This window comes from Burkholderia sp. MSMB617WGS, from assembly GCF_001532025.2.
GTDB lineage: Bacteria > Pseudomonadota > Gammaproteobacteria > Burkholderiales > Burkholderiaceae > Burkholderia > Burkholderia savannae.
On the sequence record NZ_CP013458.1, the window covers coordinates 2,122,488 to 2,135,977 of the forward strand.

Below are 13,490 nucleotides of genomic sequence, written 5' to 3' on the forward strand. Positions count from 1 at the left end.
ATCGGTCGGCGCCGCACATTCGGGTACCGCGACGCTATCGATCCGAGCCCAAATTCGTCTCGCCGCCTCAGTCGCATAAAGCGATGATGGTGTGATATCGCGCATAGCGTCAGCTCTTCACTTGCATGCCGACCTTCTTCAGGTCGATGCCCACGTCCGAGTAGCTCGCGCCGGTGTACGAGAAGCTGAATCCCGTCACCGACACGCTGCTGCCCGTCGTCGATACGCTCGAACCCGTCGTGCTCACCGAGCTGCCGGTCGTCGACACGCTCGATCCGGTGACGCTCGTCGAGCTGCCCGTCGTCGACATCGACGTGCCCGTGATGCTCGTCGAGCTGCCCGTGTTCGACATCGACGTGCCCGTGATGCTCGTCGACGTGCCCGTCACCGACGTGCTCGTGCCCGTCATGCTGTTCGACGTGCCCGTGTACGACAGCGATACGCCGGTGATGCTCTGCGACTGGCCGGTCGTCGACATGCTGACGTCGGTCCATGACGACGAGATGCCCGTCATGCTGTTCGACACGCCCGTCACCGAGTTGCTGGAACCCACGACGCTGGTCGAAACGCCGATCATCGCGGTCGATACGCCCTTGAAGCCCGTATCGACGCCGGTGAACGACGTCGACACGCCGATGAAGCTCGTGCTCACGCCGGTAAACGATGTCGACACGCCGGTGAAGCTCGTGCTCACGCCGGTAAACGACGTGCTCACGCCGGTGAAGCTCGCCGACACGCCGGTGAAGCTCACCGACAGCCCCGTGTACGACACCGAGATGCCGGTGAAGCTGACCGAGATCCCGACGACCGACGTCGACGTGCCCTTCACCGACAGGTTCAAGTCCTGCGCGATCGACGTCGAGCTGTTGCGCTCGACCGTCTGCTGCATGTCGCGCTCCGCGTGGATCATCACGCGCTCCGCGCCGCGCTGGTCGTCGAACGTGATCTGGCTCGCGTTCTGGTAGCCGCCCGCACGCTTGATCGAACGCGACACGAGGCCCGTGTAGCGGATGTCCTTCGGCAAATCGTAAGGCGTCGGGTTTTCGCCGTTGTAGACGATCCCCGTCACGAGCGGCCGGTCGAGATCGCCGTCGACGTACGTGATCAGCACTTCCTGCCCGACCCGCGGCATCGCGATCACGCCCCAGCCCTTGCCCGCCCAAGCCTGCGACACGCGAATCCAGCACGACGCATCGGCTTCGGTCGTCTTGTAGCGGTCCCAGTGGAAGTGCACGCGGATGCGCCCGAGCTTGTCGGTGTGCACCTCCGACATCTCCGGGCCCACCACCGTCGCGCTCTGGATGCCCGGCACCTCGGGGCGCGACGTCGTCAGAAGCGGGCGGAACGGCTGGTCGTCGGCGAGCGCGCGGAACTTCACCGCGACATTACGGCCCTGCGACGTACTATCCGGTCCGTCCTGAATGAACGTCAGCTCGCTGCTCGTCACGTAGTACCGACCATTGCGCTGCGCGGCCGGATGGCCGACCAGCGTGAATGCGCGGCCCGTCGCGAGCGCGCGTGCGTTCGCCTCGCCGACGAGCACGTGCGAGTCCGCCTGGATCGCTTCGAGCCGCAGGCGCGCGAGGCGCTCGCCCTGTTCCTGCTCGCTGTAGCCGGTCGCGTAGTCGTAGTATTCGAGCGGAATCCCTTCGAGATTCGGCGGCGACACCTGCTGCGCATCGCTGTCCAGACGGTTCGACGGCGCGTGATAGTCGAAGTCGCGCAGCGCGACGTTGTTCGACTTGATCCGCCGCGTACGCTGCAAGCGCTGCACGCCTTCGCGCCCCTGGATCGCACGCGATTCTTCGCCGTCCGGAAGATATTCGAGCTCGTCGTTCGGCAGCGGCAGATCATCGAAGCGCTGCGTGTCCGAGATCACGACGATGTGATTGTCCTTCTCGTGCTCGACCCAGAAATAGATCCCTTCGTCTTCCAGCAACCGCTTCACGAAGTTCAGATCCGTTTCCTGGAACTGCACGCAGTACTCGCGCGGCTCGTACGTGCCTTCGAGCTCGAACCGGTAACCGTTGCGCTGATGGCCCTGGAACACCTGCTCGACGATCTGCGGCACGCTCATGTTCTGGAAGATCCGGCTGTTGCGGTTCTCCGAGAGGAACGACAGCCAGCTCCTCAATTCCAGCGTGTACGTGTACTGCCCGCTCATCTGGCCCGTGTCGTTCCCACCGAACACGTGCGCGTTGAACGTCCGCACGGCGCCGCCGCCCAGATCGATGTCCGCCGACAGCGACGAGCCGAGCAGCGCGTCGAAATCCAGGTCCGGATCGTGGCTCAGCAGATCGAGCTGATACGACGGCTCCTGCGACAGGTTCTCGTGGACCACGAAGCTCAGTGCAACCGAATCCGGGTCCAACAGGGGACTACGCAGTTCGATCAGACGCATGACGGTTCTCCCGTCGTGCCGGCGTTCGCCGATGTCGTTTCGTCAGGCCCATGCGCGCCGACCGGATGCGCGCCGCTCGCCTGCACGCTTGCATCCACGTTCGCGTCGGCGTGCGAGCCGCCTATCGCTTCATGCGCTTCATCCACTTCATGCGCGCCGTGCGCGTCATGTGCTTCGTGCGCCTCCACGGCAGCGGCCGCCGCGGCTTCGAGCGCCGCCGCTTCCGCCTGCTCGCCGAGCGCCGCGGCATCGGTGCCGCTCAGCTCCCACGCATCCTCGTCGAACACGAGCGCCAGCTTCTCATGCGCGGACAGCCGCACCGTCTTCAGCGCGCGCCCCTCCGCCCGCGCGGCGAGCACGCCGCGCGCGACGGCCGGCATCACGTGCTGGCGCAGCAGGTCGCGCACCGCGCGGCCGTTCGCCGGATGCTGCGACACCGCATGCGCGACCCACGACGCGACGCCTTCGTCCGCGCGCCACTGCAAATCGTTCTCCGCGAGGCGTTCGCCGAGTTCGTCGAGCGCCTGCGTCGCGATGCCGGTGAGCGCTTCGACATCGAGCGGCCGGAACGCGACGAGCTGAATCCGCGCGAGCAGCGCGGGCGAGAAGCGCCCTTGCAGCCGCTCGCCGACGAGCTTATCGAGCTTCGCCTGCGAGATCTGCGGATCGGCCTTGCACGCCGCTTCGATCTCGACGTCGCCGAGATTGCTCGTCAACAGGATCAAGCAGTTGCGGAAGCTGATCCTGCGGCCTTCGCCGTCCTCCATCCAACCCTGATCGAAGACTTGATAGAACACCTCATGAATGTCCGGATGCGCGCGATCGAATTCGTCGAGCAGCAGCACGCTGTACGGCTTCTTGCGTACCGCCTCGGTCAAGCGCCCGCCCTTGCCGTAGCCGACGTATCCGGGCGGCGCGCCCTTGAGCGTCGACACCGTGTGCGCTTCCTGGAACTCGTTCATGTTGAACTGGAGCAGGTTGCGCTCGCCGCCGAACAGCAGCTCGGCGAGCTTCGCCGCGGCCTGGCTCTTGCCGGTGCCGGTCGGGCCGGCGAGCAACATCACGCCGAGCGGCCGGCGCGGATCATTGAGCCCCGAATGCGACACCTGCAACGCCTGTGCGATCGAGCGCATCGCGCCCGTCTGCCCGTGGATGCCTGCATTCAGCGCGCCCTCGAGCTCGACGACGCGCTGCGCATCGTCCTGCGCGAGCTGCGCGACGGGCACGCCCGTCCACTCGGCGAGCACCTCCGACACGACGTGCTCGTCGACCCACGGACGCACCCAGCGATTCGCGCCGATGCGCGCGGCGAACGAATCGCCGTCGCTGTCGGCAGGCGTATTCGTTTCGTCGTTCAGACGCGCGAGCCACGTGCGCACCTCGTCGCGCTGCGCGTCGACGACCGTCCCGAGCGTCGCCGCCTGCTGCACGAGGCTCGCCTGGCGGCCTTCGAGTTCACCCTCGTCGCCCGGCGTGCGCACGCCCATCCGGCGATCGCTCGCGCGCCAATCGAGCGTCTGGCCGATCGCGAACGCCTGGTGCTGCAAGCGCTCGAGCTCGGCGGGCGCGCAGTTCTGGCTCATCGCGACGCGCGCGCATGCGGTGTCGAGCAGGCTGATCGCCTTGTCCGGCAACTGCCGCGCGGGCAGATAGCGGCGCGACAGCTCGACCGCGCCGCGCAGCGCCGAATCGACGATGCGCACGCCGTGGTGCGCGGCGAAGCGCGGCGCGATCGTGCGCAGCATGTCGACTGCCGCGTCATCGCTCGGCTCGTCGACGGGAACCGCCTGGAAGCGCCGCACGAGCGCCGCGTCCGGTTCGATGTACTGCTTGTATTCGGACCACGTCGTCGCGGCGACCATCCGAAGCTGACCGCGCGCGAGCATCGGCTTGATCAGGTTCGCCGCATCGCCCGTGCCGGCTGCGCCGCCCGCGCCGATCAGCGTGTGCGTCTCGTCGCAGAACAGGATGATCGGATCAGGCGATGCGATCACCGCGTCGATCAGCGATTTCAGCCGCTGCTCGAACTCGCCGCGCACGCCGGCGCCCGCCTGCATCCGCGCGAGATCGAGCGCCCATACTTGCGCGCCGAGCAGGCCCGGCGGCACCGCGCCCGCTTGGATCTTCTGCGCGAGCGCCTCGACGACGGCCGTCTTGCCCACGCCCGCCTCGCCGACGAGAATCGGATTGTTCTGGCGACGGCGCGACAGGATGTCGATCACCGTGCGCAATTCATCGTCACGGCCGACGACGGGATCGAGCTCGCCGCGCGCGGCCTGCTCGGTCACGCACGTCGCCCACTTCGCGAGCGCGTCGCTCGTGCCGTCGGCGGCGGCTTCGCCCGCGTGCTCGCCGAGCGCGCCGCCGTCGATCGCGGCGGGCGCTTCGTTGCTTTCCGGCCAGCCGGCCGCGAGCGATTCGTAGCGCTTCACCACTTCATCTAGCGCGACCGACGTGATGCCGCTCGGTACGCGCTGCTGCAGCCAGCGGCGCGTCAGATCCTCGTCGAGCCACGCGAGCAGCAGGTGGCCGGAGCGCACCTTGCCCGCGCGCGCCGCGATCTGGCTCCAGATGACGGCCGGCCCGACGCTGCGCTCGAGCGAGCTCGAGATATCGCGCAGCGAGTCGCCGCTCACGTCGAAGCCGTCGAGCGCCTTCTCCATCCGGCGCTTCGCTTCGCCAACGTCGCTGCCGAACTGCTCCAACAGGCGCGCGAGATCGCTCTGCTCGCGCTGCAGCAGGCACAGCGCCCAGTGATCGAGGTCGATGAAGGCGTGCCGACGCGATCGGCCTAGCGCCGTCGCATCGACGAGGGCCGCATAGGTCGTGCGGCCGAGACAGTTGAATATGCGTTCGCGATTCACGTCTAGTCCCGAAAAGATTCAAAGACAGTCAGGGTGCGCAGCGCCCGATTCGGCCTTGACCACGCGTCGACGCCGACGCGCATGCACCCAACCCTTCCTGCAAGTTCAGGGCGCGTCCACACCTGAACCTTGATGACGGGGTAAATTCGTCCGTCGACGAAATCCGTCACGACCGCGGACACCGCCATGACGGCGGCCGCGCGGCGTTGCCACCGGTAAAACTCGTCGGCCTCGATCGGCCCGATCACGATCTCGATCGAGTGCTGCACGTCCCAGATCCGCGCGCCGAGCCGCCATCCGCCGAGCCGCCGTGCGTGACTCGCCGCGGCCGGCACCGGCACCCAGCGGCCGTGGCGCGGCACCACCTGCAGCGCAACGCCGAAGTACGAGCGCAACATCCGTTGCAGATCGGCGAGCGAGCGGCGCGGCGCGCAGTAGATGCCCGGAAACGCGCGCCGGCACGCGAGCGCATGACGCTCGAGCAGATCGGCGTCGTCCTGCGTCGCGCGGCGCGCATCGGCGAGCGCCGTCACGCGCTCGACGAACGGATTGCGCGCGCGCTCGTAGCCGAGCACCGGATGCATCGACGACCACGCCGAGTAGTGCAACCACGCGAGGTCGCCGCACGCGACGTTGACGAAGCGCTCGAACGCGGCGTTGCGCTCGAAGCGCTTTTCCTGCATCGCATGCTCGGTCACGTGCAGCGGCAGCGGCCCGTACGGCGCGAACAGTCCGAAGTGACGCTGAACCACCGTGACCTCCGGGTGATCGTCGTCCTCGATGAAGCGCGGCAGCGTCACGTGCACGCGCTCCACTTCGGTGCTCGCGAAATGCATCTCCGCCGGCTGCTCGATGCGCAGCCACTTCGGCAACCGCCGCTTGCGCGCCGAGCGCTTGTCGTGCTTGCGCTGCAACGCTTCGACCCGCCGCATCAACTCGAAGAAGGTGCGGCGCGGCGTCAGCGCTTTCGTTACATGTTCGAGCGACGTCATGCGAGCCTCCCGTCGCGCGACGCCACGTTCGTGTGCGTGCTCGCCGCATCGCCGTCGAGGCGCACGGCGATCTCGATGCCGTCGTTGAGCGTCGCGGCTTCGGCAAGCGCCTGCGCGAGCAGACGCCCGAACAGCCAGCCGCCGCGATCCGCGTGCAGCGATTCGGCGATGTCGATCTCGACCTGCGTCGCGCGCACGAGCGCGGTCGGCGTCGAGCGGCCCGCCGCGACGAAGCGCGAGCGCAGCATGACCGAGCGCAAACTCTCGAGCCGCTGGCGGTCGAGTGCGTCGTCCTTGTCGATCGCGAGCAGCAATTGCTCGACGATGCGCGCCGTCACGTCCTGCTGTTGCGACGCGCGCAGCGCGAGCGGATTGCGGCCCACGTGCGACACGGCCTCCCAGCACGCGTCGACGCTCGGCTTGCCGCGCGGCGCGCTCGCCGGCCACAGACACTCGATGCGCTTCACCGCCGTCGGATCGAGCAGTTGCAGTTCGGCGTCGAGCAGCGCGGTCGGTCGCCAGTCGCGATCGGCAACGAGCGCGCGGCCCGTGATCGTCGCGACATCGTCCGGATCGAGCGTGTCGTCGACCATCGAGACCGCGACCAGATCGTGGCTTGCGAGCGGATCGAACCGATCACGCCGCACGCCGTCGACGAGCAACGCATCCTCGCGCCGCATGCCGTAGCGAATCGAGCCGTCCTGCCCTTCGTAGCCCGCCGTCTCGAGCACCGAGCGCGCGCGATGCGCGCGACCATTGGTCTCGCACACGAACACCTCGGTCAGCGCCCACAGGTGATGAGCGGCGGGCCGCATCCGGTCGACCGGAATCCACTGCTCCGGCTGATTCGCGTCGTACGGCACCGGATCGAAACGTTTGGAATACAGATTGATCGCCGGCGTCGCGAAGAGGCGAAACTGGCTCGCGTCCACGTCGCCGATCAAATCGCCCGGCGCGTCGCGCAATGCGAAGAACAGATCGAACTCGCGCGCCGACGGCGCTTTCTCCGCAATCGCCGCGAGCGCATCGACGTAGACGCCGAGCAGGCGCGTCGGCTGCGCGAAGTATTCGCGCAACAGCCGCAGCCCCGGCAAGCCGCCGAAGTCCTCCGGCAACAGCGCCTCCGCATCGTCTACGCCGGACAACCGAATGCCCGACATCGGCAGCGTCAGCACCTCGTCGCCGCGATTCGTCGACACGAGCGCGAACCACGCGGTCGTGTCGGCAAGCAGCGCGCGATGCAGCGCGTACGCGCGCGGCAGGTCGCCCGCAAGGCTCAGATGCAACGGCGCGAATCCCTTGTCCTCACGCGACAGCTCCGCGACCGACGCGCCGCCCTCCACTTCGAACCTGAAGCGCAGCACCGCATGCGACGACGCGAGCCGCTGCGCGAGCAGCGACGGCAGCCCGGTGATGCTGCGGCTGCACTCGACCGACGCGAGGCGCAGCGGCAACAGCGTGACGTCGCGCGCGGTCGAGAACATCACGGGCAGCTTGCGGCCCGGCAAATGAGCGGCGATGAGCGAGCCGCGCGGCAGCGTGTTGCCTCGAAACGCGTCGGGCGAGCCGAGATCCGGATGGAACGCGAACGTCGAGATCGCAGGCGTGGCCGCCGTGTAGAGCGGGCAAATGCGCCCGAGCGCCTGTTGCGCGAACTCCGCGCATTCGCGGTCGAGCCGCTTCTGCACGCGCGCCGACAGATACGCGACGCCCTCGAGCAGCCGCTCGACGAACGGATCGGTGACCGCATCCGGATGCAGCCCGAGCGCCGACGCGACCTGCGGATGCTCTTTCGAAAAGCGCGCACCCGCATCGCGCAGCTGGCGCAATTCGTCGTTGTAGTGGTCGAGAAAATTCATCGCCGTTCGTCGCTCACCGGTCATCCGCTAGGCTGAAATACCCGCTCAGGTAATCGAGCGCGAGGCTCGCCCTGAGCTCGGCTCCGTCTTCGCGCGCCTTCATCGACACGTCGAAGTAGATCGTCTGCGGCAAGCGCCTGTGGCTCTCGGTCCGAGGCTTGACCGTCGTGCTGGCGGAATCGACGCGCGGCTCGAAGCGACGAATCACCTCGCAGATGTGCGCGGCCGCATGCGCGGGATTGATCTTCGTCGCGCCGGCCGCCTGCATCGGCGGACAGCCGAAGTTCAGCACCGAATGCGCTGCCGGACTGTCGTCGGCGATGCGCATGCGCGCGCCGCGAATCGCATAATTCATCAGGTCGACCAAATGATCCGCGACGACCTCTTGAAGCGAATGACGACGAATCCGTCTGGACAGCTTGTTGTAGAGTTGAAGATCGCTCACGTGCATGTTCCCGAGTGTTGTGGCGCGAGGCCACAACACTGCCCAAGGTTAGCCTGGAAACTAGAACCTTCCGACGGGTTAGATCGGGGCGTTCTGCTTGAGGTCGTATCCGGCCTTGATCACTGCGCCCATCGTGCCGTCGTTACGCTGCTCGCGATACTCGAACTCGATCTGGGCGAAGTTGATCCGGATCTGGTCGGTCGGCAGCACGCCGTCGACTTCGCCGCTCGCGTGGCCGAGCTGCGAAATCGGCATGTTGCCGAGCGTGCGGAACGACGACACGAGGCCGCTCGCGAACGAGATCGTCAGGAACTCCTGCTGGCCCTTGCCCGACTTGCGGCAGATCAGCTTCGCGTTCTGGATGTGCTCACCCGTCGCACACATCAGGAACAGCTTCGGCGACGCCTTGTTCGACACCATGCGGAACTCGAAGTCCTTCATCTCGACCTTACCCGCGCCGCCGCCGCTGCCGAAGCCCCAACGGCCCGAGTTCTCTTCCGCCCACTGCCAGCTCTGAATCTGGATCAGACCGGGATATTGCTGATCGGTCGACTCGCCCTCGACGCCATCGATCTGCAAGAAGTAATCAACCAACGCATTTGCCATGCTATGAACTCCTAATTAGTTATAACAAGACCATATCGAAAAGACCGCTGTTGAATCCGCTGCGAGACGCATCGACTCCGCCCCGCAACGCCTCGAACACCTCCTTCTTTAAGCGAAACCGCAACCGGCCCGGTAGTCGCGGCTCAGGTCGTCACCTCGTGCTTGGTCGACGGAAGTTTCGAAACCAGCCGGAGAGAAACGGTCAAACCCTCCAGTTGGAAATGGGGGCGCAGGAAAAACTGCGCGCGATAGTAGCCGGGGTTTTCCGGAATCTCGTCGACGACCACTTCCGCCGCCGACAGCGGACGCTGCGATTTCGTGACCTCGCTCGAGATGCTCGGATCGCCGTCCACATAGTTCATCAGCCAGTCGTTCAGCCAGCGCTGCGTATCCTCGGCCGACTTGAACGAACCGATCTTGTCGCGAACGATGCACTTCAGGTAGTGCGCGAAACGGCACGTCGCGAAGATGTACGGCAGGCGCGACGACAGGTTCGAGTTCGCGGTCGCGTCGTCGTCCTCGTAGATCGCCGGACGATGGACGGTCTTCGCACCGATGAACGCCGCGGTATCCGAATTCTTCCGGTACACGAGCGGCATCAGGCCCGATTCGGACAGCTCGTGCTCGCGCCGGTCCGAGATCGCGATTTCCGTCGGGCAGTGCAGGTCGACTTCGCGATCCTGCGAAGGCAGCACGAACTTCGGCAGCACCTCGACCGCGCCGCCCGACTCGACGCCGCGAATCTTCGTGCACCAGCCGTATGTCTTGAACGCGCGCGTGATGTTCGCACCCATCGCGTACGCGGAATTCGCCCAGCAGAAATCCTCGGCGCGGTTCGGGTCGACCTTCTCCTCGAAACCGAACTCCTCGACGGGCTGCGTCTTCGGGCCGTACGGCACGCGAGCAAGGAAGCGCGGCAGCGTGAGCGCGAGATAGCGCGAGTCGTTGCTCTCGCGCAGGCGGCGCCAGAACGCATATTCGGTCGCGGTGAAGATCTTCGACACGTCACGCGGATTCGACAGCTCGCTCCAGTCGTCCATCTGCAGCAGGCCCGGCGCGGCGGCCGCGATGAACGGCGCGTGCGCGGCCGCCGAGATCTTCGACATCTCGGTCAGGATCGACACGTCCTGCATGCTGTGGTCGAAATAGAAATCACCGATCAGGCAGCCGAACGGCTCGCCGCCGAACTGGCCGTATTCCTGCTCGTAGATCATCTTGAAAATCGGACTCTGGTCCCACACGACGCCCTTGAAGCGCCGCAACGTCTTGCCGAGATCCGCTTTCGAGATGTTCAGGTAGCGGATCTTCAGGTTCTCGCTCGTGTCGGTGTTCGATACGAGATAGTGCAATCCGCGCCACGCGCCTTCGAGATTCTGGAAGCGCTTGTTGTGCAGCACAAGCGTCAGTTGCTCGGAGATCTTCTTGTCCAGCTCGGCGACCAGCTGCTCGATCGTCTGCGCGACGTCCTCGCGAACCACGACCCGGCTGCGCCGCGCATACGTGAGCAGCGTTTCGACGGCGTTCTGCACCGCCTCCGCGGCCTCGTTGGTGCGCGGCCGGAACGAGCGGCGCAGGATGTCCTTCAGATCTTCGTTGACGTTGTTCTGATCGACGACTACCTTCTCGGCAGACGATTCAAGCTGCTGCATACTCATTTCGCACCCTCTTCCGGTTGTTGGCCGTCGCCTTCGCCGTTGCCGCCGGATTGCTCCGTCGCCTCGGCCTCGTTCGCCCACTGCGGGCTCTTCAGCAACTCCTGAATCACGTCTTCCGCCGCGGCCTTGCCGTCCATGTAGGTCAAGAGCTCCTTCAGGCGATTGCGTGCCTCGAGCAGCGTCGACAGCTCGGGAATGCGCTTGACGACGTCCGCGGGCTCGAAGGATTCCATCGACGTGAACGTCAGATCGATCGGAATCAGCGTGCCGTCGTTGGTCAGCACGTTCTTCACGTGATAGCTGAGCGACGGCGCGATCTGCGCCATGCGCTCGTCGAAGTTCTCGACGTCAATCTCCTGGAAGCGCCGATCCTCGACGGGGCCGAGCGGCTCAACGTTGTCGCCCGACAGGTCCGCCATCACGCCCGCGACGAACGGCAACTCGACCTTCTTTTGCGACCCGTAAACCTCGACGTCGTATTCAATCTGCACACGGGGCGCACGACTCTCCCCGATGAATTTCTGTCCATCCTTTTGTCGAACCATGATGAGCAAACCCTCTACACGAAGTTGTTCACGTTACTTGATAGAGCTCTGCGGCCGGTTCAGCTGGGCCACGAGAGACGCCGCCTCGGGATAGAGCTCCGCCATCACCTCCTCGAAACCCGCCCCTAGCATTCTTTGAATCCGCGACAGGAAGATCGGCGCCGGATGGCTCGGTTCGTGCAAGCGGAAGTACTCGACGATTCGCTCGAGCGCCGCACCGACTTCCTGCCTCGACCTCAGCGCGCCGCCCGGCCCGGCGGACGGTTGCCGCGTATCGGGCGCAGGCGCGCCACCGGGCGTCGAGTCCACCGACTCCGTACCTGCGGCGTTCGTCTTGTTCACCTCGTCCGCCGCCGAATGCGCCTGCACGAGCCGCGACGACGCGACGCTCAACAGTTCGAGCGCGCGTGCGACGTTGAGCTCCTGCTCCACCGCAGCTATCGATTCCCTGATTCTCGATAAGGAATCCTGAATGTCATGTACAAGAGTATTCGCTCTAATGCGATAATCAGGATCCTCCACGATCGAAGCCGCCCGCCCGCCGATCAGATCGTTGAGCGTCGCATCGCGGTCTTCGAACCGGGAACTGCCGAGCTGATGCAGGAACTGCGAACCAGCAAGCCAGCCAAGATGAATCAAAAGGGTTTCGCCGGGCGACTCGTCAGGCAACGCGCGAGGATGCAATTCCTCGACGGGTGCGCTCATCAGATCGGCCAGCAATCGCGTGCCGTCGGCGAGTCCGCTCAAGCCGCGCCGCGCGATGCACGCACGCAGATGCCAAATGGCGACCCGCACGTCTTTCGCCTTTTTCAATAAGGCGAGACATCCGGTTTCGACGGAGACCCACTGGAACGCGCCCTCTCCCTTGCGCTGAGGCGCGTAGCCGACGGAATCGTATTCGCAGATGGCTGCGTCGATTTTGATAAAATCTTCGTCGAAATCCAGCAAGTCCGGCGACTGGCCCGGTAGTGCAACGTCGTTCATGGTCTATCCACAAATCACAAGCGTCGGGAACCGACTTCGCAAAGCTAGATTAGTTTGCGTTCCGTCAAAATGCCCAAACTTAATTCTTCGAATGTATTAGCGACCACATAACTCGATGCTTACCATCTGCCAAAGCGTTTTGGGGAATTAGATTGGTATCCGCTGGAATAAGACAAACGAACGCCTGCGGGTTCCAGGAAAATATTCCACGGAAACCGTTTACGCCGCCGGTTTTTTTCTCAGCGATATTAACCCGCCCCTTCCGCCCAGCCCGATCCCTGCGAGCTGGCTAGCGCCAGCCTTCCGCATCGGCGATCGGTAAGATGCACTTCCATTAAATCAAATACGGCGCGCACATAAATCACTACGCCGTCGCATTTGCGGCGGAAATATCATCCAAGCACCGGGTTTAATCTGAAACGTCACACCTTAGTGGCCCTCAACGACAACGGCGTGACAATCATTCATATCGTTACAGTCTACGCTGTAAACTTATAGAACGCTCGTAAATTTGGCAAGCAGAAATAAATTTTTCTTACAAACGGAACTGTAAGTTTGATTCAATGAAATTGAAATATAAGGATTGCCTCCGAAGCGGAGCGAGTTTCGAACGACGCGGAGATTTTTATCTTGCGCGATCCTTCCGATCGCTTTTTCTTAACCCGCCTGCCGAATTACTCAATCACTACTTCATACATTCCGATCAGGCTTCTTCGACTACTTAATATGTATTCGCAATCGTTTGCGCGGCCTGTCGACCCACAATAAACCCACCTCGCCGGAATTGCAAGCGGGCCGAAAATGCCCGCCGCACGTACATCAAAGCCAATGAAGCGAGAACGCGGCGCGAATGCGCATCAAGGCGGCGGGTGAAACATCTTTGTTACATTGGGATCAATTTAACTCGACTGAGAGACAACTTATTTGCCGACTGGATCGTCTGTCCGCTATAAGCGCGATACCAACGCGATAGCGCATGGATCGGCGTGGTCCCAAGAAGGCGTTTTACTTGTCGTTTGAGGCCCGGATACTCGTCCGCTGCACGACGGCAGCGACGATCGGTCCGACAGGATCGATCGTCATGTCATTCAGTAGGATGACGAACAGTTTTAGAGACGATTAAGTGCCTGCGGTTTCCC

At 64.3% G+C, this 13,490-nt stretch carries 9 protein-coding genes; all 9 read right to left on the minus strand.

What is annotated here, in order from left to right:
- Positions 1 to 109 precede the first annotated feature (109 nt).
- Complete coding sequence (gene vgrG / locus WT60_RS30275; protein ID WP_060819832.1) at positions 110 to 2,401, minus strand: type VI secretion system tip protein VgrG; 2,292 nt, start codon at positions 2,399 to 2,401, stop codon at positions 110 to 112.
- Positions 2,392 to 5,265, minus strand: a complete 2,874-nt coding sequence (gene tssH / locus WT60_RS30280) for a type VI secretion system ATPase TssH (protein WP_038751454.1) — start codon at positions 5,263 to 5,265, stop codon at positions 2,392 to 2,394. Before tssH ends, vgrG begins: the two co-directional genes overlap by 10 nt.
- 2 nt (positions 5,266 to 5,267) lie before the next feature.
- On the minus strand, positions 5,268 to 6,257 hold the full coding sequence (gene tssG, locus WT60_RS30285) for a type VI secretion system baseplate subunit TssG (protein ID WP_038751457.1): 990 nt from the start codon (positions 6,255 to 6,257) through the stop codon (positions 5,268 to 5,270).
- Positions 6,254 to 8,116, minus strand: coding sequence for a type VI secretion system baseplate subunit TssF (gene tssF, locus WT60_RS30290; protein WP_038751460.1), 1,863 nt, complete (start codon positions 8,114 to 8,116; stop codon positions 6,254 to 6,256). The genes tssG and tssF overlap by 4 nt, the downstream gene beginning before the upstream one ends.
- Positions 8,117 to 8,129: 13 nt before the next feature.
- Positions 8,130 to 8,561, minus strand: a complete 432-nt coding sequence (locus tag WT60_RS30295; RefSeq protein WP_059579716.1) for a GPW/gp25 family protein — start codon at positions 8,559 to 8,561, stop codon at positions 8,130 to 8,132.
- 78 nt (positions 8,562 to 8,639) lie between these two features.
- Positions 8,640 to 9,167, minus strand: coding sequence for a type VI secretion system tube protein Hcp (locus tag WT60_RS30300; protein WP_004530039.1), 528 nt, complete (start codon positions 9,165 to 9,167; stop codon positions 8,640 to 8,642).
- Positions 9,168 to 9,310: 143 nt separating this feature from the next.
- Positions 9,311 to 10,816: a type VI secretion system contractile sheath large subunit gene (gene tssC, locus WT60_RS30305; protein ID WP_161788681.1), complete on the minus strand. Its 1,506-nt coding sequence runs from the start codon at positions 10,814 to 10,816 to the stop codon at positions 9,311 to 9,313.
- A gap of 2 nt (positions 10,817 to 10,818) precedes the next feature.
- Complete coding sequence (tssB, locus tag WT60_RS30310; RefSeq protein ID WP_038751464.1) at positions 10,819 to 11,367, minus strand: type VI secretion system contractile sheath small subunit; 549 nt, start codon at positions 11,365 to 11,367, stop codon at positions 10,819 to 10,821.
- Positions 11,368 to 11,400: 33 nt separating this feature from the next.
- Entirely contained in the window at positions 11,401 to 12,351 is a 951-nt protein-coding gene (locus tag WT60_RS30315; protein ID WP_060356280.1) for a type VI secretion system ImpA family N-terminal domain-containing protein, read from the minus strand.
- Positions 12,352 to 13,490 lie beyond the last annotated feature (1,139 nt).